Here is a 23378-nt window from a genome sequence, read left to right as displayed (position 1 = left end):
ACCACCCCTGCAGGGGTTTCTCGCCTCGGATGTGGTTTCTCGCGTGCGCGGGGCGCGGGGCGCGGGCGCGGGAGGGTCAGCCGCCGATCGCGTTCATGCCGCGCGCGGGCTGCAGGAACGACGGGTCGTCGATCGCATGGCCGGGGAGCTTGCCGGCGACGCAGGCGCGCAGCACCGCGTCGATCCGCGCGTCGACGACCGGGGCCGATCCGGATGTCTCGTCGCCGGCGACCGGTGCGTCGCCGCCCCGCAACGCCGGGACGAGGTCGTACTCCCCCGTCGAGAACAGGCAGTTGCGCAGCTGGCCGTCGGCGGTCAGCCGCAGCCGGTCGCACTGCCCGCAGAACGGGGCGGTGACGGAGGCGATGACACCCACCGTGTCGGGCCCGCCGTCGAGGGTCCATTTCTCGGCGGGCGCACCGCCGCGCCCCGGAACGGGGGCGAGCGCCCAGCGCTCCGACAGTGCGGCGAGGATCTCGGCGCGCGTCACCATCGCGGCGCGATCCCACGTGTGGCCGGCATCGAGCGGCATCTGCTCGATGAACCGCAGCTGCGCCCCGTGGCCCCGCGCGAACTCGACGAGCTCCACGAGTTCGTCGTCGTTGACACCGCGCATCGCGACGGTGTTGAGCTTCACCGGACGAAGGCCGGAGGCGGCGGCAGCGGCGATCCCGGCGAGGACGTCGTCGAGTCGGTCACGGCGCGTGAGCTCTCGGAACCGGTCACGGCGGAGCGTGTCGATCGAGATGTTGAGCCGGCGCAGCCCCGCCTCGCGCAGCGGCTCGACGAGCTCGGCGAGACGGATGCCGTTCGTCGTCATCGCGAGGTCGATCGGCGACCCGTCGGGTGCGCGGACCGCGGCGAGGCGTCGCACGACCTCGACGATGTCGGTGCGCAGCAGCGGTTCGCCGCCGGTGAGCCGGAACGTCGTGATCCCCGAGGCCGCGGCGACGCGGGCCACCCGCTCGATCTCGTCGACCGTCAGGATGCTCGACCGCGCGAGCCACTCGTTGCCCTGCTCGGGCATGCAGTACGTGCAGCGCAGCGAGCAGCGGTCGGTCAGTGAGATGCGGAGGTCGCGGTGCACGCGCCCGAAGCGATCGACGAGCGGATCGCCGGGGCGTCCGGACGGCGTCGCCCGGGCGGCGCCCGCAGGGCGGGGCCGCGCGAGGGTGACAGAGACCGCGACCATTGTCCGAGGCTACCCCCGCACACCCCGCGACGCGGCTGCGGAGGAACCGATCTGGAAGGATGGAGGGATGCCGGAAGTCGAGTCGTCGCCCCCGCGCACGCGCATGCGGCCGGTCGACCCCCGGCTCCTGCGCTACGCGACCGCCTCCCGGGCATTCTTCGTCGCGATCGCCGCGATCGGCCTCGCCCAGACCCTCGTCATCGCGGCGTTCGCGTGGCTGCTGACGCGAGCGATCACGGGGACGATCGACGGGATGCCCGCGGGCGAGCTCGCCGGGGTGCTCGGCGGCCTCGGAGGCGTCGTCGCCGCCCGGGCGGTGCTGCTGTGGCTGCGCGAGGTCGTGTGCGCCCGCGCCGCCGCCCGTGTCGAAGCGCAGCTGCGCGCCCAGCTCGTCGCCGCGGTCGCCGACCTCGGGCCCGGGTGGCTCGCCACGCGCAACACCGCACGGCTCGCGGTCGTGGCGGGGCGCGGCCTCGAGGCCCTCGACGCCTACTTCTCCCGCTACCTGCCGCAGCTCGTGCTGACGATGATCGCGACGCCGATCCTGGTCGCGATCATGTGGTGGCAGGACTGGATCTCCGGACTCACCGTCATCCTGACGATCCCGTTGATCCCCGTCTTCATGATCCTCATCGGCCTGGCCACCAGATCGGTGCAGAACGCCCAGTGGAAGACGCTCGGCCGGCTCGCCGCGCGGTTCGCGGACACCGTCCGCGGGCTCTCCACCCTCAAGGTGTTCGGCCGGCAGTACCGTGCGGTCTCCTCCATCGAACGGGTGACGGCCTCCTACCGCCGCGAGACGATGCGCGTGCTCCGCGTCTCCTTCCTCTCCGGGTTCGCTCTCGAGCTGCTGGCATCCATCTCGGTGGCGATCATCGCCGTGTCGATCGGCTTCCGGCTGATCGACGGCTCGCTCGCGCACGCGGTGGGCCTGTTCGTCCTCCTTCTGGCCCCCGAGGCGTACCTGCCGCTGCGTCAGGTGGGTGTGCAGTTCCACGCCGCCGCGGAAGGCGTGGCGGCCACCGAGGACGTCTTCGCCGTGCTGGATGCCGCAGCGGCGGCGCCCCGCACGGCATCCGCACCGACCGATGCCCCCGCAGCACCCGCGGGCCCGGGCCGGGTGGACGTGCGCGGACTGCGCGTCCGCCGCGGGGAGCGCCTGCTCCCCGGCGTGACCTTCGCCGCCGAGCCCGGCACCGTGACGCTCATCGAGGGACCGAGCGGCAGCGGCAAGACCAGCGTCCTCGCCGCGCTGCGCGGAGCGGCGGACTTCGACGGCGAGGCCCAGGTGGACGGACGCGATGTGCGGGGGCTCGCGCCGAGCACCTGGCTCGCGTGGGCCGGCCAGCAGCCCGGCCTCATCGCGGGCACGATAGCCGAGAACGTCCGACTCGGCGCGGACGACCGCACGCCCGAGGACGCGATCCGCTCGTCCGTGCGCCGCGCGCTCGACCTCGCGGGTGCCACGGACCTGGATCCGGAGCAGGAGCTGGGTGTGCAGGGAGCGGGCCTCTCCGGCGGTCAGGCGCAGCGCGTCGCCGTCGCCCGCGCGTTCTCCCGCCATCTCGACCGCCGGGCGTCCGTGATCGCCCTGGATGAGCCGTCCGCCGCGCTCGACCCCGACACGGAGGCCGAGCTGTGGCGCTCGGTGCGGGCCCTGGCCGACGCCGGAGCGACCGTCCTGCTCGTGTCGCACCGGCCCACGGCGCGCGCCATCGCCGACCGGGTCGTCACCCTCGACGGCGCGGAGGTGACCGCATGAGCACGGCCTCTTCCCCCAGGACCGCGGCCCCCACGGCCGGGTCCCGCACGACCGACCCCGGCGCGACGGATCGCACCGCCGCGACCGCCGGAGAGATCCTCCGCCGCGCGATGCCGCCGCTGCGGCGTTTCTGGCCGGGCGCCGCGAGTGGCTTCCTGTCCGAGGCATCCGCCGTCGCCCTCCTCGCCTGCAGCGCCTGGCTGATCGTCTTCGCGAGCGAGCAGCCGCCCGTCCTCTTCCTCGGGGCTGCCGTCGTCGGGGTGCGCGCCTTCGCGCTCAGCCGGGCGACCTTCCGCTACACGGAGCGTCTCGCGAGCCACGACGCGACCCTCCGGCAACTCGCGACGACCCGGACCGACCTCCTGCGGCGCGTGATCCCCCTCGCCCCCGACGGGCTGGCGCGCACCCGCCGCGGTTCGGTGCTCGGCGCTCTCGTCGACGACGTCGACGAGCTGCAGAACCTCCCGCTGCGAGTGGTCCTGCCGCTCGTGTCCTCCGCGTGCGTGGCGCTGGGCGCCGTGGTCCTCGTGGCGACGATCTGGTGGCCGGCGGCGCTCGCCCTGCTCGGATGTCTCGCCGTCGCCGCTCTCGTCGCGACGTTCTGGGGGTGGGCGTCGGGATCGCGCGCCGAGCGCTCGATTGCGCCGCTGCGCGCCCACCTCGCGGACGCCGTCCTCGATCACCTCGGCAGCCTCGACGTCCTCGTCGCGTACGGCGCGGAGGACGCGGGCCGAGAGCGCATCCGCCGGGCGGACGCCGCCCTGCGTCGGGCCGTCGTCCGTCGCGCCGGGGCGCAGGCGGGGACCACCGCCCTCGTCTCACTGCTGGCCGGGGCGGCCTCGGTTCTCGCCGTCCTCGTGGCGGGCCCGGCGCTCGGCGACGGGGCGATCACGGCGCCGGCGTTCGCGGTCACCGTGCTCGTGCCGATGGCGGTGTTCGAGGTGTTCACGGCCGTCCCCCTCGCCGCATCGGCCTGGCGTCAGGTGCGCGCGGCCTCCGAGCGCATCGCGGCATCGGTGCCGTCGACCGTGCCGCCCGAGCTGCCGACGGAGGACGTCGAGCCGTCGGACGGCGACGCGCCGCTCGGTGCCGGCCTGCGCCTGCGCGGCGTGTCCGCCCGTTGGCCGGGAGCCGACGTCGCCTCGCTCTCCGACCTCGACCTCGACGTGGAACCGGGTGAGCGCCTCCTCGTCGTGGGCGCCAGCGGCGCCGGGAAGACGACCCTCGCCCACGTCCTGGCGCGCTTCCTCGAGCCGACGGCGGGCGAGTATTCCGTCGGGGGCATACCCGTCGACCGCCTGCCCGCGGATGCCGTGCGACGCACCGTCGGGCTGTGCGAGCAGCAGCCGATGCTCTTCGACGAGGACATCCGGCAGAATCTGCTGTTCGCCCGCGATACGGCCACCGATGAGGAGCTCGTGGCGGTCCTCGAGCGCGTCGGTCTGGGCGCATGGCTGCGCGAGCGCGGAGGCCTGGATGCCCGCGTGGGCGAGCGCGGAGCGCTCGTGTCGGGTGGGCAGGCGCAGCGGATCGCGCTCGCGCGGGGCATCCTGCGCGCCTTCCCCGTGCTGGTCCTCGACGAGCCGACCGCGGGCGTGGACCCCGCCGCATCGGATGCGCTGCTCGCCGATCTTCTGGGGGCCGTCGGCGACGACCAGGCGGTCGTCCTGATCTCGCACGTCGCCGTTCCCGCGGGGCTCGTCGACCGCACGGTGCGCCTCGCGGCCGGACGCCTGGCGTCCTGACCCGCGTCGAGCATCTCCCCGCCGACGTCAGCCGGGGTCGGCCTGGATGCGGACGGCCCGGGGGTCGACGGCGAGGGTGAGCTCGTCCCCGGCTCGCGGCAGATGCTCGGCGAGCGCCGTCACCGGGACGTCGACCGAGACGATCGGATCGGCCGTCTGCACGCGCGCTCCCGCGACGGTGGCGTCCACACGCACGACGCGCGCGCGCCAGACGGCCAGGCGGCCGGACGCGGACGCCGCCGCATCCGCGACGAGGTGCACGGCCTCGGCGGGCACGAAGGCGACCGCGTCCGTGTCGGGGAGCTCCGCGGCGGGGAGCGCGAGCCCCGCCGCCCGCCACACGCCCGCCCGGACGGTGCCCGGCACGCGGGCCACCCCGGCCAGGCCCGCGGCGAACGGGGTGGCCGGCAGGGTCAGCACGTCGCGCGGCGGCCCGTCCTGCACGACGCGCCCCTCCTCCAGCAGGAGGAGCCGATCGGCGAGCACGAGGGCGTCGACGACGGCGTGGGTGACGAACACCGTCGTGGTCCCCGTGGCGGCGAGCTGGTCGGCCAGGACGCCCCGGATCTCCGTCGCCGTGGCCGGATCGAGCGCGCCGAACGGCTCGTCGAGCAGCAGGAGGCGCGGAGCGGTCGCGAGCGCACGGGCGAGGGCGACGCGCTGGCGCTGGCCGCCCGACAGCGCGTCGGGCCGCCGTGCGCGGTGCGCTCCGAGCCCGACACGATCGAGCCACGCGTCGGCCGCCGCGCGCAGCGCCGCGGACGACGCACGACGCCGCGCCCGCAGCCCGAAGACGACGTTCTCACGCGCCGACAGGTGCGGGAAGAGGTGCGGGTCCTGGCCGAGCAGGACGACGCCGCGGTGCTTCGGCGGTACCTGCGTCGTCGGGCTCGAGACGTCGCGGCCGTCGACGCGCACGTGGCCCTCGCGGCTGCGGAGCAGCCCCGCCACGACCGCGAGGAGCGTCGACTTGCCCGCGCCGCTCGGGCCCATGACGGCGACCGCGTCGCCGGGCCCGGCGGCCACGCGGGCATCCAGTTCGAAGCCGCCCCGCCGGACGACGCCGTGCACGTCCAGACGCGCTCCGCCGCCGGGGCGTTCCGACCCGAGGCCCGCGGTGCTCACCGGACGACCCCCGCCGCCGGGCGCCACGCGCGCACCAGCAGCAGCACGACCACCGCCGTCACGAGCAGCAGGAGCGACAGCGACACCGCGGTGCCCTGCGAGACGCCGGCACCGTTGAAGGCGGTGTAGATCGCGAGGGGCATCGTCTGGGTCACTCCGGGCGCGTTCCCGGCGAACAGCGCGGTCGCGCCGAACTCGCCCACGGCCCGCGCGAAGCACAGCACGACTCCGGCCACGAGGCCCGGGGCCGCCAACGGCAGGGTGACCCGCCAGAGGATCCGCCACCGCCCCGCGCCCAGCGCGGCCGCCGCCTGCTCGTAGCCGATGCCCGTCGCTCGCAGCGCCCCCTCCAGCGCGAGCACGAGGAAAGGCAGCGCCACGAAGGACTGCGCGATCACGACGGCGGGCGTGGTGAACGGCAGCCGGATCCCGACGCCCTCGAGCAGCCCCCCGAGCCACCCGCTCCGCCCGAGGAGGAACAGCAGGGCGACGCCGCCGACCATCGGCGGAAGGACGAGAGGAACGGTGACCACGGCCCGCAGCACCGCAGCGAGTCGGTCGCCCGACCGGGCGATCACGAGGGCCAGCGGCACCCCCAGCACGATGCAGACGACCGTGGCCACGGCGCCGGTCAGCAGCGACAGACCGAGAGCCGACACCGCCTCGGGCGACGTGACGTCGGCGACGAGCGTCGACCACTCGACCCTCCCCACCAGGGCCGTCAACGGCACCACGAGAAGGGCCAGACCCAGCACCGCCGGCACGAGCAGCACCTGCGGGAGGAACCCCCGTCGCTGCGCCGTCGCGGCGCTCACGGCGTGGGCGTCCCGAATCCGAGACCGTCGAGCACCGAGCGCCCCGCATCCGACAGCACGAACCGCACGAACGCCGCCGCGGCGTCGGGGTTCGACGACCCCGTCAGCGCCGCGATCGGGTACCGGTTGACGACCTCGTCCGCGCCCGCCGTCGCGATCGTCTCGACATCCCCCGAGGTCTTCGCGTCCGTGACGTACACGAGGCCCGCGTCGGCCTCGCCCGCGGCCACCTTCGTCAGGACGGCGGTCACGTTCTGCTCGTAGCTGCGGGCCGACACCTCGACACCCGCGTTCGCCAGCAGCGTCGTGGATGCCGCGCCGCACGGCACCTCCGCGGCGCACAGCACGACGTCGACATCCGGTTTCGAGAGGTCGGCGAGGCCCGTCACCCCGCCCGGGTTCCCGGTGGGGACGACGAGGGTCAGGGTGTTCGTCGCGAACAGCGACGGGGACGCGGCGAGCGCGGCGTCCACGACCTTCTGCATGTTCTTCTCGTCGGCCGACGCGAACACGTCGACCGGGGCGCCCTCGATGATCTGCGTCGCGAGGGTGGACGAGCCGTCGTAGGCGATGGGTCGGACGTCCACGCCCGGATTTTCCGCCTCGAAGCGCACGGAGAGCTCGTCGAACGCCTTCTTCAGCGAGGCGGCGGCGGAGATGGTGAGGGTTCCCGTGAGCGACGACGCCGAGGGCGACGGCGCGTCGGACGAGGCCGCCGGGGCGCCGGTTCCCGCGCACCCCGCGAGGAGTGCGGCGACAGCGGCCGCGGCGAGAAGGGTGAGGGGGCGACGACGCATGGGGATCAGTCCTTCGGGATCTCGACGATGACGGTGGTGGCCTTCACGACGGCGACGGCGAGCGACCCGGGCTCGAGCCCGAGCTCGCGGACGGCCTCGGCGGACATGAGCGAGACGACGCGGTGCGGCCCCGCCTGGATGTCGACCTGGGCCATGACGCCGTCGAGCTGCACGCGCGTCACGAGGCCGGTGAACCGGTTGCGCGCGCTGGAGAGCCGGTCGGTCGGGTCGCCCGGCGTGTGGGCGAGCTCGACCGCCTTCGCCGCGAGCGCCGTGCCAGGGATCTCGGCGGGCACGGCGCCGCTGGTCGGAAGGGCGCCCTGATCGACCCAGCGCCGGACGGTGTCGTCGCTGACGCCCAGCAGGCGTGCGGCTTCGGAGATGCGATACGCGGCCATGCGACGAACCTACCCGCATCCGCGGATCGATGACGGCCAAAACTCCGCCCGTGCGGTCCCCACGAACGGGAGTCTCCCGCCGGCCTCCCCGGGGTTAGCCTGATCGCATGCCGCTGCCCCCTCTCGTCGCGCCCGTCGACGCGCTCTCCGCCGCCGAACAGGCCCGCACCCGCCGCCACACGGCGCTGCGCGGCTTCGGCGAGCTCGCCCAGCGTCGCCTCGCCGGCGCTCACGTCGCCGTCGTCGGTGCCGGCGGCCTGGGCTCACCGGCCATCCTGGCTCTCTGCGCCGCGGGCGTGGGCACGGTGACGGTCATCGACGACGACGACGTCGACGTCACGAACCTCCAGCGCCAGGTGCTGCACCGGCTCTCCGACGTCGGAGCACCGAAGGTCGACTCCGCCGTCCGCGTCGCCGCCGAGCTGAGCCCCGAGACGCGCGTCGTGCCGCTGCGGGAGCGACTGGACGCGGCGAACGCCGACCGTCTGCTCGCGGGGGCGGACCTCGTGATCGACGGCTCGGACACGTTCGCCACCCGGACGGTCGTCGCGGCCGCGTGCGAACGGCGCGGCATCCCGCTCGTGTGGGGCGTCGTGCAGGAGTTCCATGCCCAGGTGACCGTGTTCTGGTCGGCCCCGCCGGAGGGCCGGGAGGCCGTCGTCCTCGCCGACCTGCACCCGCCCGAGAGCGTCGGCGACGCACCGAGCTGTGCCGACGTGGGAGTGCTCGGTGCGCTCACGCTGCAGGTGGGCTCGCTCCTCGCCGCCGAGGCGATCAAGCTCATCGCGGGGGTCGGCGAGCCCCTGCTCGGGCGCGTGCTCGTGGTCGATGCCCTGCAGGGCCGCGTCACCGAGGTCGAGCTGCACCCGGCCGCCGAGCGCGGGCTCGCCGGTTCCCCGCCACCGCACACGGACGACATGGCGTCCCCCGCCCCGTCGTCGGCCCTGGGCGGGGGTGCCCCCGCCATCTCGCACGTCACCGCGGCCGAGATGCTCGCCGCGAAGGACGAGGAGGATGCCGTCCTGCTCGACGTGCGCGAACCGTGGGAGACGCAGACGGGCATCGTCGCCGACTCGGTGCTCATCCCGCTGGGCGACTTCCTCGCCGACCCCGGGCAGCTCGACGCCGACGGCCCGGTCGTCGTCATCTGCGCCCACGGCATGCGCGCGCAGCAGGCCGCCGAGGTGCTGCACGCGCGCGGGGTGGACGCCCGCGTGCTGGTGGGCGGGCTGGCGGCGTGGACGTGACGGAGCCGGGCTCCTCCGGCCCGGCGGCGACCGCGGAGGCGCCACGACGCGACGCACACGGCGGATCCACCGGGCACATCGCGCACGCGCTCGTCACGGTCGAGGAGCACCTCGCGACGATCCTCGACGCGGTCACCCCCGTCCCGACTCGGCTCCTCCCCCTCGCCGAGGCGTTCGGCGCGACCCTCGCGGCACCGGCGCGCGCACGGGTCGACCTGCCCCCGTTCGACAACTCCGCCATGGACGGGTTCGCCGTCCATCACCGCGACGTCGCCGCGGCGAGCGCCGCCGCCCCCGCCCGGCTGCGGGTCGTCGCCGACCTCCCCGCGGGGACGTCCGACGATCCCGCCTTCGCCGCGGGCGAGGCGGTGCGCATCATGACGGGCTCGCCGCTGCCGTCCGCGGCGGACGCGATCGTGCCGTTCGAAGACACCGTGGGCGGGCTCGCCGACTCGCTCGGCGAGATCGCCGTGACCTGCGCACCCCACGCTGTCGGGGCGCACGTGCGCCGGCGCGGAGAGGACACGCGCCGGGGCGATGTCGTCCTGGCATCCGGCACCCTGCTGGGGCCGCTCCAGGTCGGGGCCCTCGCGGCCGTCGGCATCACCGAGGTCGAGGTCGCGCGACCGCCACGGGTGGTGATCGTCTCCACCGGCAGCGAGCTGGTGCCTGTCGAGCGGCTCGCGGGCGACGGAGCTGGTGGCGAGGTCACGGGGAGCGCCGAGGCCGCGAACCGGGACCCGCACGACCTGCAGCTCGCACACGGCCGGATCCCCGAGTCCAACGGCATCCTGCTCGCGGGCCTCGTCACCGCCGCGGGCGCACGCGTCGTGGGCCGCGAGATCGTCGACGACGAGGGGTCCGCGCTGCGCGACCTGCTCACCCGGGTGACCGTCGGACCCGACGCCGCGGATGTCGTCGTGTTCACCGGCGGCGTGAGCGCGGGTGCCTACGAGGTCGTCCGGCAGACGGTCGCGCAGATGACCTTCCGGAAGGTCGCCATGCAGCCCGGCAAGCCGCAGGGGTTCGGAGTCGCCGGACGCACGCTGCTCTTCGGACTCCCCGGCAACCCCGTCAGCGCCGCCGTCTCGTTCGAGGTGTTCGTCCGCCCCGCCCTCCTCGCGCTGCAGGGCCGCGCGACCTCGGGTCGTCCCGTGGTGCGCCTGCCCGCCGCCTCCGCGTGGCGCACCCCGCCCGGACGCCGCCAGTACCTGCCGGTGACGATCGACCGCACCGACCCGGCCGCCTGGCGCGCCGTCCCCGCCTCGAGCGGAGGGTCGCACCTCGCGGGGCGGCTCGGCGGCGCCGAGGGGTACGCCGTCGTCCCGGCCGACGTCGACGCCGTCGCGGCGGGCGACCCCGTCGATGTGATCCTGATCGACTGAACGCTCCGCCCACCGGAGCATCGAAGACCCGAAAGACCCGAGGATGCCATGACGTTCACCCACCTGGACTCCGCCGGCCACGCCCGCATGGTCGATGTGACCGAGAAGCAGCCGACCGTGCGCGCCGCGACGGCGCGCGGATTCGTCCGCTGCGCGCCGCACGTCGTCGACGCACTCCGCGACGGCTCGACCCCGAAGGGAGACGTGCTCGCTGTCGCGCGCATCAGCGGCATCCAGGCAGCGAAACGCACCCCCGAACTGCTCCCGCTCGCCCACGTCATCGGTGTGCACGGCGCGGTCGTCGACGTCGAGATCGTCGAGGACGGCATCGAGATCGAGGCCACCGTTCGCACGGCCGACCGCACGGGAGTCGAGATGGAGGCGCTCACGGCGGTCGCCGTGGCCGCCCTCGCCGTCGTCGACATGGTGAAGGGGATGGACAAGTCGACCGCCATCGAGAACGTGCGCCTCGTGCGCAAGACCGGCGGCAAGAGCGGCGACTGGACCCGTCCGGAATGACCGCGCGCGCCGGCACGGCCGCGATCCTCCTCGCCGGGGGTCGCGCGTCGCGCCTGGGCGGCATCGACAAGCCGATGCTCGAGGTCGACGGACGCGCCCTGCTGCAGCGCGCCGTCGACGCCGTGTCGGGATGCGCACCGGTGCTCGTCGTCGGGCCCGCCCGCGCGGAGCTCGACGGGACCGTGACGTGGGTGCGCGAGCATCCTCCCTTCGCCGGCCCCGCGGCCGCGATCGTCGCCGCCCTCGCCGCGGCGGGATCCCCCGACGCCGCCTGGACGTTCGTGCTCGCCGCCGACCTCGTCGATCCGGCGTCCGCCGTCGCCCGCCTGGCCGCCGCACGCGCGGCGATGCCCGATCCGGGAGCGGGCCTCTGCCTCGCGGACGCCGAAGGGCGCCCGCAGTGGCTCACCGGCCTCTACCGCACCACCGCGCTGCGTCGGGCCGCGGAAGGTCTCGCCGACCACGGCGTCGACGCGCCGGCGCGCGCGCTCCTCTCGGCGCTGCATCCGGCGGTGGTACCGGCGAGCGCACGGGAGATCAGGGACATCGACACCTGGGACGACGCGCTCCGCGCCGGGGCGGTCCTGCCCGCCGCCACCATCACCTCCGCTCCGACCCCGAAGGAGACCTCATGAGCGACCGCACCCTTCCCCCCGAGGCCCTCGACGCCTGGGCCGCCGCGCTGCGCGAGCGCTTCGGTCTCGCCGAAGACGACCTGCCGATCGGACTCGTGCTCGACCTCGCGCGCGACGTCGCGAACGGCGTCGCACGCCCCGCCGCGCCCTTCAGCGCCTTCGCGGCGGGTCTCGTCGCCGGTCGGGCGGGCGGCTCCCCCGACGACGTGCGCGCGGCCGTCGCCGCGGTCGTCGCCCTCGCCGCCGACTGGGACGGGGAGGCGCGCTGATGGCCCGTGTGCGCTACTTCGCGGCGGCGGAGGAGTTCGCCGGTCGCGCGGAGGAGCACCGCGCCGAGACGACCCTCGGCGCACTGCGCGTGGCGCTGACCGAGGCGCATCCGACCCTCCTCGACCTCCTGCCGCGCTGCGCCGTGCTCGTCGACGGCCGTCGCGCGGGCGACGACGAGGTGCTCGGCGAGACCACCCTCGTCGACGTGCTCCCGCCGTTCGCCGGCGGCTGACCCGGCGTCGCGCGGGGCCGGCGCGAGCGGGATGTCAGCCGCCGATGCCCTTCCACGTCGCGTCGCCGTCGTCGGTCCACTGCTTCTTCCACACCGGCAGGGCGCGCTTGATCTCCTCGATCAGCGCCCGGCACACCCGGAAGGCGTCATCACGGTGCGCCGTCCCGACGGCGATGACGACGGCGGCCTCGCCGACCTCGAGCCGACCGACGCGGTGGCTGACCGCGACGACGGCGCGCAGGTCGCCGATCGCCGAGGTGACGATGTCGTGCAGCGTCGCGGCGGCATCGGGGTGCGCGGAGTACTCCAGCGCCACGACGGGCGTCCGCGCCTCCGGGTCCTGAGCGCGCACCGTGCCGACGAAGCTGGTGACCGCACCGACCCACGGCTCCTCGACCGCGGCGAGATGCGCGGCGATGTCGAGCGGGGTGTCGCTGATGCGGGCGATGCGGATGCTCATGCGTGGTCTCCTCCGTCGAGCTGCGCCAGGGCGTGCCGCGCGATCGACACGATCACGGGCATCCCGGATGCCACGGCGCGCGGAGATCCGGGAAGGTTGACGATGAGGGCGGCCCCGGCCGTTCCCGCCACCCCGCGGGAGAGCATCGCGGCCGGGGTGTCGGCGAGGCCTCGGCGACGCAGTTCCTCGGCGACACCGGGGAGAGCGCGATCGAGGACGCGCGCCGTGCCCTCGGGCGTCTCGTCGCGCGCGGCGAGACCCGTGCCGCCCGTGGTGACGATGAGGCGGGCGCCGGCGCGGAGAGCCGCGCGGAGCGCCTGCTCCACGGCGTCCGCACCGTCGGGGACGACGACCGGCTCGGGGCAGTGGAACCCTGCCTCGCGCAGAGCGCGCACGGCCACGGGGCCGCTCGCGTCCTCCCGCCGTCCCGCCGCGGAGCGGTCGGACACGGTGATCACGAGGGCGGAGCTGCTCACTCCGCCACCCTAACGCGGGGCACGCGGGGACGTGCGGCGGTCACGACCTCCCGGTCAGAGGGGCATCCCGAACGCGACGGCGTCGGGGGGCGAGGGGAGACGCACGAAGCCCAGCCGGGCGTAGAAGGCGATCGCTCCCGCATTGCGGGCACCGGTGGCCAGGTGCAACCCGGACACGCCGCGGCGCCGCAGCTCCGCGACGAGGGTCTCGATGAGCCTCCGCCCCCACCCCTGCCCCTGCGCCTCGGGCAGGAGATCGATGTGCAGGTGCGCCGGATAGAGCTCCCCGAACGGCTCCGCGCCCGCCCGGCGGCCGTACGCGTACGCGAGGACACCGTCCTGGCGCGTCGTCCCCTCACCCGGGTTCGGCCACCGCGACGCGTACCCCGGCCACCACCGGGTCGCGAACCACTCCTCGAACGCCCTCGTGTCGTCGGTTCCCACGACGTATCCGATCACCCGGCCGTCGTCCGCCTCGACGACGAACGCGAGGTCGGGATGGCGCGCGACGTAGGGCAGCACGAAGACGGCGGCCCAGATCTCGTCGTCGTCGAGGATGCCCGTCGCGTCGCCGCCGGAGTCCGCCGTCCTCCGGCAGATCTCGGCGAGGGCGGGTTCATCGCCGGGGCGGAAGGGTCGGATGCTCGGCATCCGGCGAGTCTAGGCCGGTGTCGGCCTCCGCCGCCGCCGTGATCCGGTTCGCCATGCCGCGGAAGATGAATCCGTGGAAGGGGAGCACCGCCAGCCAGTAGAGCCGGCCGGCCAGCCCCGACGGGAAGAACACCGCCCGCTGGCGGTACCGCGCGCCGCCGCCGTCGGCGGGCTCGCAGGCGAGGTCGAGCCACGCCAGGCCCGGCACCTTCATCTCCGCGCGCAAGCGCAGGAGGCGCCCGGGCTCGACCTTCTCGACCCGCCAGAAGTCGATCGCATCCCCCACGGCGACGCGGGCGCGGTTGCGCCGCCCCCGCGCGAGGCCGACACCGCCGACGAAGCGGTCCATCCAGCCGCGCACCGCCCACAGCAGCGGGGCCGAGTACCAGCCGTTCTCGCCGCCGATGCCCTCGATCACGGCCCAGAGCCGCTCGGGCGACGCGGGCGTCTGCGCCGTGCGGACGTCCGTGAAGACGGTGCGCCCGGCCCATTCCGGGTCGGAGGGGAGAGGGTCGGACGGGACGCCGCTGACCTCGGCGTCCTGCCAGCTGGTCTCGACGGAGTCGGCCTCCACCCGCCCCAGCGCGAGCGCCACCGCCCGACGGTAAGGGGTCAGGCCGCCCTCGGGCGGCGGGATCAGGGCGTCCACGTCGTGGTCGTCCATCACGCACTCGTTCTGCAGCGAGGCGATGAGCGGCCGCGCGATCGACCGGGGCACCGGTGTGACGACGTTCACCCAGTGCGAGGCGAGGCCCGGGGTGAGGACGGGAAGCGGCGCGATCGGACGCTGCGGCAGACCCGCCTCGACGGCGTAGCCGTTCATCATCTGCCCGTAGCGCAGCACGTCCGGTCCGCCGATGTCGAGGGTGCGGTTGACCTCCGGGGCGACCCGCGCGGCCCCGAGCAGGTAGTGCAGCACGTCGCGCACGGCGATCGGCTGGATGAGATTGCGCACCCAGCGCGGCGCGGGCATGTAGGGCAGCACCTCGGTCAGGTGGCGGATCATCTCGAACGAGGCCGACCCCGATCCGATGACGACCCCCGCCTGCAGCACGACGGTCGGCACCCCGCTCGCGAGCAGCACCTCGCCCACCTCGACGCGCGAGCGCAAGTGAGGGCTGAGAGGCACTCCGTCGGGATGCAGACCCCCGAGGTAGACGATGCGGCGGACGGATGCCGTCGCCGCGGCCGACGCGACGGCGCGGGCCGCCTCGAGGTCGGCCGCCTCGAAGCCGCGGCCCTGTCCCATCGAGTGGATGAGGTAGTACAGCACGTCCGCGTCCGCACAGGCCTCGGCGAGCGCCGCGGCATCCGTCGCCGAGCCCGGCACGACCTCGACGCGGTCGCCCCAGTCGAAGGCGGCCAGGCGCCCCGGGTCCCGCACGAGGACGCGCACGCGGTAGCCCGCCGCGATCAGCCGGGGAACGAGCCGCCCGCCGATGTAGCCGGTCGCGCCCAGCACGAGCGCGAGAGGCGGCTTCCCCTCGGCGCCGGGCTGCGCGCGCAGCGCCTCCTCCTCGCCCGTCGGGGTGGACAGACGGGTCTCCGCATGCTCCATGCCGGTCACGCTACGCAGCCGCTGTGCTCCGGGCATCCCCTTGCGCGGGCGACGGTCTTCACGTAGGTCGTCGTACGGCACGCGTGCGGGCGGGGTCGCACCGTCGCTTCAGAGGATCCGCACGGGCTTGTGCGTGCGGACGCTCGCGTCCAGCGCGCCGTCCATGACGTCGATCAGATCCCGACCGTCGGCCGTGACGAAGTAGTCGCCGAGCGAGGTGATGGTCTCGGACACGTCCGTCCCCCACGGCGGAAGGGCCCCCGGGGCGTCCGCATCCCACACCACGTCATCCGGAGGGCAGTGCCGGAGCTCCCCTCGGACGGTCACCAGCTCGTCGCGAGCCGCAGCGGCGTCCTCCGGCGACAGTTCCCCGTCACGGTAGAACGCGGCGAGCACCGGGAAGCGCGAGCCGCGGCGGCCCTGCTCGGTCCGGACGCAGACGGTGTCGAAGAACGAGCCCAGGAAGTCGGGGCGCCCGATCGGATACGCGATCGGGCCCACGCGCAGACTCACACTCATTCTTCGAGTGTAGAAGTCCCCCGTTCGCGAGCCATCGGCCACGCCACCGACGCGTGAGGGCTCAGCGGCGCCGGCCGGTGCCGAACATGCCGCGGATGACGGAGGTCAAGATCGTCTGGGTGGACTTGGCGTTCAGCACCTGCTCAATCGGCGACGGATCGGGCTTGCGGGATGTGCGCGAACGCGTGGCGCCGGTCGCCTTCATCAGACGGTCGTACTCCTTCTGGCGCTCCTTCTCGGCGCGCTGGCGCTCCTTCTCCGCCGCGGCATCGGCCTTGGCCGCGGCGGCCTGCTGCGCGGCGAGCTCTTTCTCGGCGGCGGCCCGCGTCTTGGCGGACTGCTCCGCGGCATCCCGCTCCGCCGCGGCGTTCATCTTCGCGGTGAGGATCTCGCGCGCCGACTCGGGGTCGATCGCGGTGCCGTACTTCGCCAGCAGCGGCGAGGCGTGCACGGCGCGCTCGATGTCGGGATCGGGGGTCGGCGACATGAGCCCCTGCGGAGCGCGCAGCCGCGTCCAGGCGACGGGGGTCGGCGCGCCCTTCTCGCTCATGACGGTCACGATCGCCTCGCCGGTGCCGAGCTCCTGGAGGACGCGTTCGAGGTCGTATCCGCTCTTCGGGTAGGTGCCGACCGTGGCCCGCAGCGCCTTCGCATCGTCGGGCGTGAAGGCGCGCAGCGCGTGCTGGACGCGCGATCCGAGCTGGGCGAGGACGTCGCCCGGCACGTCCTTGGGGGTCTGCGTGACGAAGAAGACGCCGACCCCCTTCGAGCGGATGAGCCGGACGGTCTGCGTGATCGAGGCCAGGAAGTCCTTCGACGCGTCGCGGAACAGCAGGTGCGCCTCGTCGAAGAAGAACACGAGCTTCGGCTTGTCGAGGTCGCCGACCTCGGGGAGGATCTCGTACAGCTCGGCGAGCAGGTACATCAGGAACGTCGAGAACAGGGCCGGCTTGTCGGCGACCCCGGGCACCTCGAGCAGCGAGATGACGCCGCGGCCGTCGGGGGCGGTGCGCAGGAAGTCGCGCACGTCGAATTCGGGCTCCCCGAAGAACACGTCGGCGCCGTCGTCGGCGAACGTGATGAGCTGACGCAGGATGACGCCCGCCGTCGCCGCCGACAGCCCGCCGAAGTCCTTCAGCTCGGGCTTGCCCTCGTCGCTCGTCAGCCAGCTCAGCACGGCGCGCAGGTCCGACAGGTCGACGAGGGCGAGACCGTTGGCATCCGCGTAGTGGAAGACGAGGCCGAGGCTCGACTCCTGGGTCGCGTTCAGCCCCAGCACCTTGCTCAGCAGCAGCGGTCCGAACCCGGACACCGTCGCACGCACGGGGACGCCCTTGCCGATCCCGCCGAGGGCGAAGTACTCCGTGACGGATGCCTGCGGCGTCCACTCCTGGCCGATCGCGGCCGTGCGCGCGAGCAGCTTGTCGCTCGGGACACCCGGCGTCGCGACGCCGGAGAGGTCGCCCTTCATGTCGGCGGCGAAGACGGGGACGCCCTTGGCGGCGAGCTGCTCGGCGAGGCCCTGCAGCGTGCGGGTCTTGCCCGTGCCGGTCGCACCCGCGACGAGGCCGTGCCTGTTCATCATCCCGAGCGGGATGCGGATCTGCGCCTCCGGCACGGGGTCGGTGTTCACGAGCGCACCCAGGTCGAGGGTGGCGTCGGCGAACGTGTAGCCCGCGGTGATCGCGGCGACCTGGTCGGCGTCGAGGGGCCCGCGCGCGGGGGTGGGCTCGGGCGCCGCCGCGGCTTCCTGCGGAGATCCGCCCTCCTGCGGAGATCCCGGCCCCGATCCTCCGCTCGAAGGCACGATCTCCGCGGATGCGCCGGGCTCGGGGGCGCCGGGCTCGGGGGCGCCGGGCTCGGGGGCGCCGGGCTCGGGGGCGCCGGGGGCGCCGGCCGCGCGCGCGGCCTCGGCTCGGGCGAGCGCGACCTTGGCCTGGGCGAGTTTCAGCGCCGCCTCCGCGGCCTCGGCCTCGGCGTGCAGGCGGGCGAGCTCGGCGTCATCGGCGGCGGTCATGCCGTCAGCCTAGCGAGCGAGGCGCATCCGCTCTCGGTCGATGCGTACGGTCAGGGCACCGGCGACGATGAGCGCCACCCCCGCGCCGATCACCGCGCCGCCGACCGTGTCGCTGAACCAGTGCGCGTGCACCTGCGTTCGGCTGAACGCCATCACGAACACCCACGCCGCGCCGACGACGGCGACCCAGACGCGCGGAAAGAGGACGACGGCGATCACGGCGATCGTCGCCGCGTTCGCGGTGTGACCGGACGGGAACGATCCGTGGTCGGACACGACGATCATGTCCTCCGGGCGCGCCCGGCCGAAGATCGCCTTGAGCACCTGCACCCCCGCCGCGCTCGCGGCCGAGGCCACGAGGACGAACAGGGCACCCCACGGGCGGCGCAGGGCGAGCATCAGCGCGGCGCCGCCCAGCGGCACCACGAAGGTGGCGAACCAGCCGCCGCCGAGGAAGTTCAGGACGAGGGCGGCGGGATCCAGCGGCGCGAACACCGACACGAAGGAGTTCCACCAGTCGTCGACGTCGATGTCGACCTCGACGGTCACGAGGATGCCGAGGAGCACGGCCACGACGCCGAGCGCGAGCCCGATCGCCACCCGCTGGAGCGCGGTCGTGGTCAGGTCGTCGTCGATGGGGGCATCCATCGCCCCATTGTGGGGGGCCGCTCGCGCGGGCATCCCGTCCCACACCGTCGACGGCGGGATCCGCCGACCCGGGCGCGATGCCCGCGTCAGGGCGCGAGCCGCTCCACGGTGCGCGGACGGACGACGAGCCACAGCGCGAGGCATCCGATCACGGCGCATCCCGCCATCACCGACGCCATGGACGTCGCGGTGATGCCCGCGTCGCGGGCCACCCACCCGACGACGGGCGAGATCAGGCCGGCGACGCCGAAGTTGCACGCGCCCAGGACGGATGCCGCGGTGCCCGCGGCGGATCCGTGCCGATCGAGGGCCAGCACCTGCACGCACGGGAAGGTGAACCCGCACGCCGTGATGAACAGGAACAGGGGCACCATCGTCCCCCACAGGCCGAGGCCGAGCTGGTCGGCGACGACGATGGCGACCGCGGCGGCGAGCAGGACCGCCGTCGAGACGGCGAGCACCCACTGGGGTCCGAAGCGCGCGGCCAGGCGCGAGGCGACCTGCACGCCTCCGACGATGCCGAGCGAGTTGACCGCGAAGAGGAGGCCGTACTGCTGCGCGTCGAAGCCGTACCCCTCCTGGAACAGGAACGAGGACGCGGACAGGTACGAGAACAGTCCGCTGAAGCTCATGCCTCCGATGATGAGGACGCCGATGAAGACCCGGTCGGTGAACACGCTGCGGTAGCGGCGCAGGACCGCGGCGGTCCCCCGCCCGCTCCGCCGCGCCTTCGGCAGCGTCTCGGGGACGAGCAGCACCGCGGACACCAGCATCACGAGCCCGTAGACGGCGAGGACGACGAAGATCCCGCGCCACGGCATCACCGCCAGCAGCGCCGACCCGATCAGCGGGGCGGCGACGGGGGCGACTCCCGACACCAGCGCGAGGCGGCTCAGCATCACGACGAGGCGGCGCCCGCCGAACAGATCGCGGACGATCGCCATGGCCACGACGCCGCCGGCGGCGGCCCCGACGCCCATGAACACGCGCGCGATGCTCAGCAGGATGAGGTCGGGAGCGAGGGCGGCCGCGACGCTCGCGAGCACGTGCAGGGCGGTCACGGCCAGCAGGGGGATGCGGCGGCCGACCTGGTCGCTCAGCGGGCCCACGATCAGCTGGCCGAGGGCGAAGCCGATCATGGTCCCGGTGAGGGTGAGCTGGATGGCCGCGGCGGAGGTGTCGAAATCGGCCTGCAGCACCGGGAACGCCGGGAGATACAGGTCGATCGTGAACGGACCGAGCGCGGTCAGCGCGCCGAGCAGGATGATGTACACGACCCGTCGCGAGGCGGGGATCGCGTCTCCCGGGTGCAGCATGATCGGCGCGGTCGCCGGGTTCGACCCGAGAGTGCGGATCGCCCCCGTCGCGGAGTGCGCGGAGGCGGAGGTCGTCGCGGTCGGATGGGGTGATGTGTCTCGCACGGGTTCCCGTCGGTCGGGCAGGTGGGAAGGGCGCCCGGGGCGGGCAGAGAGGCTCGAAACGATTCGACGCCCCGTCGAGTCTACGCCCGTCCCGCCGGGTCGGGCCGGAGCCGAGGCGGGGCCCGGGCCGGACCCGAGTGAGATCCGGGCCGGACTCGGGCCCTCACGCGAGGCGAGGGCGAGCGCGAGCGCGAGGGCGAGGGCGGCGGCACCCAGCCGCCACCCACATTCCGGCGAATAGAATCGAGGTGCCCGCGACCGCCGCGGCATCCGAGCCGAGATCACACCCATGACCCCGACCTCTCCTTCGAATCCGACCGGCCCCCGACCGAACGGCGCACGGCGCAGCGGGAATCCCGCGACCCAGGCCAAGATCGATCTGACGGTCAAACAGCAGCGCGAGCAGCAGAAGCGCGAGAAGCTCGCCGAGTACCAGCGGCAGACGGCCCGCCGTCGGCGGAGCCGGCTGACCTGGTGGGTCGTCGGGAGCGCGGCGGCACTCGCCGTGGTCGGCGTCGTCGTGGCATCCCTCGTGTTCGCCCCTCCGGGAGCGCCGACGTACAGCGCCGGGAGCGCGGGCGCGAAGATCGACGGCGTCCAGACCTTCTCCAACGAGACCCGCCACGTCGAGGGCACGGTCGACTACCCCCAGACCCCTCCCGCCGGTGGACCGCACAACCAGTTCTGGCTGAACTGCGGGATCTACGGCGAGCCTCAGCAGAACGAGCTCGCCGTCCACTCGCTCGAGCACGGCGCCGTGTGGGTGACCTACGACGCGGCCCAGGTCTCGGGCGCAGCGCTCGACACGCTGAAGGGGCACTTGCCCTCCAGCTACGCCCTGCTCACGCCGTACGAGGGGCTGCCGAGTCCCATCGTGGTCAGCGCGTGGAACGCGCAGCTGCAGGTGCAGGACGCGGATGACGCGCGCATCCCCGCCTTCTTCGAGGAGTACTGGCGCAGCCAGAACGCGCCCGAACCGGGCGCGGCGTGCACGGGGGCGATCGACGGCCCCGGAAAGCGGTCGTGACCGGCGCAGCGCCGACTCGTCCCGCACTGCCGCCGTGGTGGGCGGTGGTGCTCGTCGCGGTGGCCGTGGCCGCCCTGGCCTTCGCGATCGGGAGGTTCACGACCTTCGGCGGCGCCGCTGCGGCGATGCCCGCGACGGACTCCCCCGAGGCGGGGTTCGCCCGGGACATGCAGGTCCACCACGCGCAGGCCGTGGACATGGCGATGGACATCTATCGCCGCACCGACGACGAGGGCGTGCGCGTCCTCGCCTATGACATCGCGACGACGCAGTCCGCCCAGAAAGGCGAGTTCTACGACTGGCTCGTGAAGTGGGGCCTGCCGCAGGCCGGCGGCCCGCTCATGGCGTGGATGGATGCCGCGGACACGTCGCACCGGCACGGCGCGGCGACCCCCGGCGTGCGGCCCTCGGATGCCGACCTCGCGCAGCAGATGGGCATGGCGACCCCTGCCGAACTGGCCGACCTGCGCGCACAGGGCGGCCGGGAGGCGGACTGCACCTTCCTGGGGCTGATGATCCGCCACCACGAGGGCGCTCTGCCCATGGCGCAGGCCCTCCTTCAGCTCGGCCACGACCCTCGTGCCCTGACCGTCGCGCAGGGCGTCATCGACACCCAGTCCGCCGAGATCGACCTCATGACATCCCTGCGCACGACCCTCGCCTGCACCCCCTGACCCCCCCCTGCGCCCTCTGACCTCCTGCCCGCACGGCGCCTCTCTGCATGTTCGGGGTCGCCAAGTGTCGCGGCGCCCCCGGATTCGTGTCGCAAACGGTCGCCATGGATGTCCCACAGCGACAGGATGCGCCATGTTTCCCGCGGGGTGGGTGGGCGGGCGCGGGGCGGGTCAGGCGGGCGGGAACACGATCTCGCCCGCCAGGATCGTCGTCGCGGTGCGGGTGCGGGCGATGTCGGCGGCGTCCCCGGCGAACGGATCCCGATCGGCGACCGCGAGATCGGCGGCGGCGCCCGCGCGCAGCCGACCGGCGGATCCGTCACCGATGAGCTCGTGCGATCCGCTCGTGTAGGCGGCGAGCGCCACCTCGAGGGGCAGCTCCTCGTCGACGCCGAGCGGCGTCTCGTCGGGGTGTCCCGCCTCGCGCCGGGTGACGGCGACGCCGATCGCCGCCCACGGGTCGGGCTCCGAGACCGGCCAGTCGGATCCCATGGCCAGCTGTGCACCCGCACGCCGGAGCGAGCCGAACGGGAACTGCCACGCGCTGCGCTCGGGGCCGAGGAGGGGCTCGGTCACGGTGCGCATCACCTCGGAGCGACAGGCCCACACCGCCTGGGCGTTGACGGTCGTGCCGGTCGCGGCGAACCGCGGCACGTCGTCGGGGTCCACGACCTGCAGGTGGGCGATGTGGTTGCGGACGCCGCGCGTCGGGGATCCCGCAGCGGCGAACGCGTCGAGCGCCTGCGCCACCGCGCCGTCGCCGATCGCGTGGACGTGCACCGCGATGCCCGCGGCGTTGCAGCCGGCCACGACGGCCCGGACCACGTCGTCGGGGAAGTAGCGCAGCCCCGTCGATCCGTCCGGGTATCCCGCCCGGAGGGCCGCCGTCTTCGACTCGACGATCCCGTCGAGCATGAGCTTGGCGGTCCGCGTCGGGAAGCCGGACGCGGCCGCCCGGCGCTCGCGGTCGACCACGCCGGCGACGAAGTCGGCGACGCCGGCGACGGTGAGGTCCCGCGGCACCCAGATCGCACCGGTCGGCCGCCCCCGGAGCCCCGCGGCCAGGGCCGCGTGGTACGCCGGCGTGAAGTCCGGGATGCTGCCGAACGAGGCGAGAGCCGCCTCCTGCCATGCCGTGATGCCGAGCGACAGGAGGTGCTCGGCGGCGGAGCGGATGCCGGGGGCGAGCGCCTCCGGGGTGGGCTGCGGCGCGATCCGCCCGACGAGGTCGACCGCCCCCTCGCGGAGGGTCCCCTGCGGGGCGCCGTCGGCATCCCGCACGATGCGACCGTCGGGCGGGTCCGGTGTCGTCCGATCGATCCCGGCGAGGGCGAACGCCCGGGAGTTGGCCCACCCGCCGTGCCGGTCGCTGTCGAGCAGGAGCACGGGCCGGTCGGGGACGACCGCGTCGAGCGCCTGCCGCGACGGCGTCCCGCCCGGGAACCACTCCGCCCGCCAGCCACCCCCGCGCACCCACGCGTCGGGGTCGTGCAGCGCCGCGGCGTGCTCACGCACCCGGTCGAGGCAGGCCGCCTCCGACCCCGCGTCGTCGAGGCTGCAGTCCAGCCCCTCGAGCGCCACGAGGCCGAGGTGCACGTGCGCATCGGCGAACGACGGGGAGATCAGCCCGCCGCCGGCGTCGATCTCCGCGGCGTCCGGCAGCGCGGCGCGCACGTCGGCGCGCGAGCCGACGGCCACGATCCGCCCTCCGCGGATGCCGACCGCGTCCGCGTCCGTCACGGCCGCCCCGTCGAAGACGCGACCTCCCGACACCACAAGCTCGTCCGTCGACATCCCTGTCCTCA

Annotated in this window: 24 protein-coding genes; 10 read left to right on the top strand and 14 right to left on the bottom strand. The window is 74.4% G+C overall.

Annotated elements, in window-relative coordinates; translation table 11 throughout:
* Nucleotides 1-76 precede the first annotated feature (76 nt).
* Entirely contained in the window at nt 77-1192 is a 1116-nt protein-coding gene (moaA, locus tag WFI00_RS06385) for a GTP 3',8-cyclase MoaA (protein WP_336631494.1), read from the bottom strand.
* 67 nt (nt 1193-1259) lie between these two features.
* Between moaA and cydD the strand changes: the two genes are divergently transcribed.
* The gene (gene cydD, locus WFI00_RS06380; protein ID WP_336631493.1) at nt 1260-2954 is read left to right on the top strand and encodes a thiol reductant ABC exporter subunit CydD; all 1695 of its coding nucleotides are present in this window, start codon (nt 1260-1262) and stop codon (nt 2952-2954) included.
* 110 nt (nt 2955-3064) lie between these two features.
* The gene (gene cydC / locus WFI00_RS06375) at nt 3065-4699 is read left to right on the top strand and encodes a thiol reductant ABC exporter subunit CydC (RefSeq protein ID WP_442928307.1); all 1635 of its coding nucleotides are present in this window, start codon (nt 3065-3067) and stop codon (nt 4697-4699) included.
* Between the two features lie 27 nt (nt 4700-4726).
* Here cydC and WFI00_RS06370 read toward each other — a convergent pair whose 3' ends face one another.
* The 4 genes from WFI00_RS06370 to WFI00_RS06355 are packed head-to-tail and all read right to left on the bottom strand — an operon-like array spanning nt 4727 to nt 7834.
* Nucleotides 4727-5824 (bottom strand): sulfate/molybdate ABC transporter ATP-binding protein, encoded by a 1098-nt coding sequence (locus tag WFI00_RS06370; protein ID WP_336631491.1) that lies wholly within the window; start codon nt 5822-5824, stop codon nt 4727-4729.
* The gene (locus WFI00_RS06365; protein ID WP_336631490.1) at nt 5821-6639 is read right to left on the bottom strand and encodes an ABC transporter permease; all 819 of its coding nucleotides are present in this window, start codon (nt 6637-6639) and stop codon (nt 5821-5823) included. The genes WFI00_RS06370 and WFI00_RS06365 overlap by 4 nt, the downstream gene beginning before the upstream one ends.
* A complete protein-coding gene (modA, locus tag WFI00_RS06360; RefSeq protein ID WP_336631489.1) occupies nt 6636-7436 on the bottom strand; it encodes a molybdate ABC transporter substrate-binding protein in 801 nt (266 codons plus the stop codon). The genes WFI00_RS06365 and modA overlap by 4 nt, the downstream gene beginning before the upstream one ends.
* A gap of 5 nt (nt 7437-7441) precedes the next feature.
* Nucleotides 7442-7834 (bottom strand): TOBE domain-containing protein, encoded by a 393-nt coding sequence (locus WFI00_RS06355; RefSeq protein ID WP_336631488.1) that lies wholly within the window; start codon nt 7832-7834, stop codon nt 7442-7444.
* A 107-nt stretch (nt 7835-7941) separates the two neighbouring features.
* Here WFI00_RS06355 and WFI00_RS06350 point away from each other — a divergent pair, with 107 nt between their 5' ends.
* The 6 genes from WFI00_RS06350 (at nt 7942) to WFI00_RS06325 (ending at nt 12122) form a co-directional block, all read left to right on the top strand.
* The gene (locus tag WFI00_RS06350; protein ID WP_336631487.1) at nt 7942-9081 is read left to right on the top strand and encodes a ThiF family adenylyltransferase; all 1140 of its coding nucleotides are present in this window, start codon (nt 7942-7944) and stop codon (nt 9079-9081) included.
* A gap of 77 nt (nt 9082-9158) precedes the next feature.
* Nucleotides 9159-10466 (top strand): molybdopterin molybdotransferase MoeA, encoded by a 1308-nt coding sequence (locus WFI00_RS06345; protein WP_336631616.1) that lies wholly within the window; start codon nt 9159-9161, stop codon nt 10464-10466.
* A 48-nt stretch (nt 10467-10514) separates the two neighbouring features.
* On the top strand, nt 10515-10985 hold the full coding sequence (gene moaC / locus WFI00_RS06340) for a cyclic pyranopterin monophosphate synthase MoaC (protein ID WP_336631486.1): 471 nt from the start codon (nt 10515-10517) through the stop codon (nt 10983-10985).
* Nucleotides 10982-11620: a molybdenum cofactor guanylyltransferase gene (gene mobA / locus WFI00_RS06335; RefSeq protein WP_336631485.1), complete on the top strand. Its 639-nt coding sequence runs from the start codon at nt 10982-10984 to the stop codon at nt 11618-11620. The genes moaC and mobA overlap by 4 nt, the downstream gene beginning before the upstream one ends.
* Nucleotides 11617-11889, top strand: a complete 273-nt coding sequence (locus tag WFI00_RS06330) for a DUF6457 domain-containing protein (protein WP_336631484.1) — start codon at nt 11617-11619, stop codon at nt 11887-11889. The genes mobA and WFI00_RS06330 overlap by 4 nt, the downstream gene beginning before the upstream one ends.
* Nucleotides 11889-12122, top strand: coding sequence for a MoaD/ThiS family protein (locus WFI00_RS06325; RefSeq protein ID WP_336631483.1), 234 nt, complete (start codon nt 11889-11891; stop codon nt 12120-12122). Before WFI00_RS06330 ends, WFI00_RS06325 begins: the two co-directional genes overlap by 1 nt.
* Before the next feature lie 34 nt (nt 12123-12156).
* Here the strand turns inward: WFI00_RS06325 and WFI00_RS06320 are convergent, their stop codons facing one another.
* The 8 genes from WFI00_RS06320 to WFI00_RS06285 form a co-directional block, all read right to left on the bottom strand.
* A complete protein-coding gene (locus WFI00_RS06320) occupies nt 12157-12582 on the bottom strand; it encodes a molybdenum cofactor biosynthesis protein MoaE (protein WP_336631482.1) in 426 nt (141 codons plus the stop codon).
* A complete protein-coding gene (locus tag WFI00_RS06315; RefSeq protein WP_336631481.1) occupies nt 12579-13058 on the bottom strand; it encodes a MogA/MoaB family molybdenum cofactor biosynthesis protein in 480 nt (159 codons plus the stop codon). Before WFI00_RS06315 ends, WFI00_RS06320 begins: the two co-directional genes overlap by 4 nt.
* Nucleotides 13059-13112: 54 nt before the next feature.
* Nucleotides 13113-13709, bottom strand: a complete 597-nt coding sequence (locus tag WFI00_RS06310) for a GNAT family N-acetyltransferase (protein WP_336631480.1) — start codon at nt 13707-13709, stop codon at nt 13113-13115.
* Nucleotides 13675-15267, bottom strand: coding sequence for an SDR family oxidoreductase (locus tag WFI00_RS06305; protein ID WP_442928304.1), 1593 nt, complete (start codon nt 15265-15267; stop codon nt 13675-13677). Before WFI00_RS06305 ends, WFI00_RS06310 begins: the two co-directional genes overlap by 35 nt.
* Before the next feature lie 108 nt (nt 15268-15375).
* Complete coding sequence (locus WFI00_RS06300) at nt 15376-15786, bottom strand: Imm70 family immunity protein (protein ID WP_336631478.1); 411 nt, start codon at nt 15784-15786, stop codon at nt 15376-15378.
* Between the two features lie 61 nt (nt 15787-15847).
* Nucleotides 15848-17803, bottom strand: coding sequence for a helicase HerA-like domain-containing protein (locus WFI00_RS06295; protein ID WP_336631477.1), 1956 nt, complete (start codon nt 17801-17803; stop codon nt 15848-15850).
* A 9-nt stretch (nt 17804-17812) separates the two neighbouring features.
* Nucleotides 17813-18451 (bottom strand): phosphatase PAP2 family protein, encoded by a 639-nt coding sequence (locus tag WFI00_RS06290; protein ID WP_336631476.1) that lies wholly within the window; start codon nt 18449-18451, stop codon nt 17813-17815.
* An 86-nt stretch (nt 18452-18537) separates the two neighbouring features.
* Nucleotides 18538-19872 (bottom strand): multidrug effflux MFS transporter, encoded by a 1335-nt coding sequence (locus tag WFI00_RS06285; RefSeq protein WP_442928303.1) that lies wholly within the window; start codon nt 19870-19872, stop codon nt 18538-18540.
* 289 nt (nt 19873-20161) lie between these two features.
* Here WFI00_RS06285 and WFI00_RS06280 point away from each other — a divergent pair, with 289 nt between their 5' ends.
* Nucleotides 20162-20899 carry a DUF3105 domain-containing protein gene (locus WFI00_RS06280; protein ID WP_336631475.1) on the top strand — a complete coding sequence of 246 codons (738 nt, stop codon included), beginning with the start codon at nt 20162-20164 and terminating at the stop codon, nt 20897-20899.
* Nucleotides 20896-21573, top strand: a complete 678-nt coding sequence (locus tag WFI00_RS06275) for a DUF305 domain-containing protein (RefSeq protein WP_336631474.1) — start codon at nt 20896-20898, stop codon at nt 21571-21573. Before WFI00_RS06280 ends, WFI00_RS06275 begins: the two co-directional genes overlap by 4 nt.
* A 171-nt stretch (nt 21574-21744) precedes the next feature.
* Here WFI00_RS06275 and WFI00_RS06270 read toward each other — a convergent pair whose 3' ends face one another.
* The gene (locus tag WFI00_RS06270; protein WP_336631473.1) at nt 21745-23367 is read right to left on the bottom strand and encodes an amidohydrolase; all 1623 of its coding nucleotides are present in this window, start codon (nt 23365-23367) and stop codon (nt 21745-21747) included.
* Between the last annotated feature and the right edge of the window lie 11 nt (nt 23368-23378).

This window comes from Microbacterium sp. MMO-56 (assembly GCF_037146215.1).
Taxonomy (GTDB): domain Bacteria; phylum Actinomycetota; class Actinomycetes; order Actinomycetales; family Microbacteriaceae; genus Microbacterium.
The sequence above is the reverse complement of the archived record's forward strand: the minus strand, read 5'-3'. Positions and strand labels throughout refer to the sequence as shown.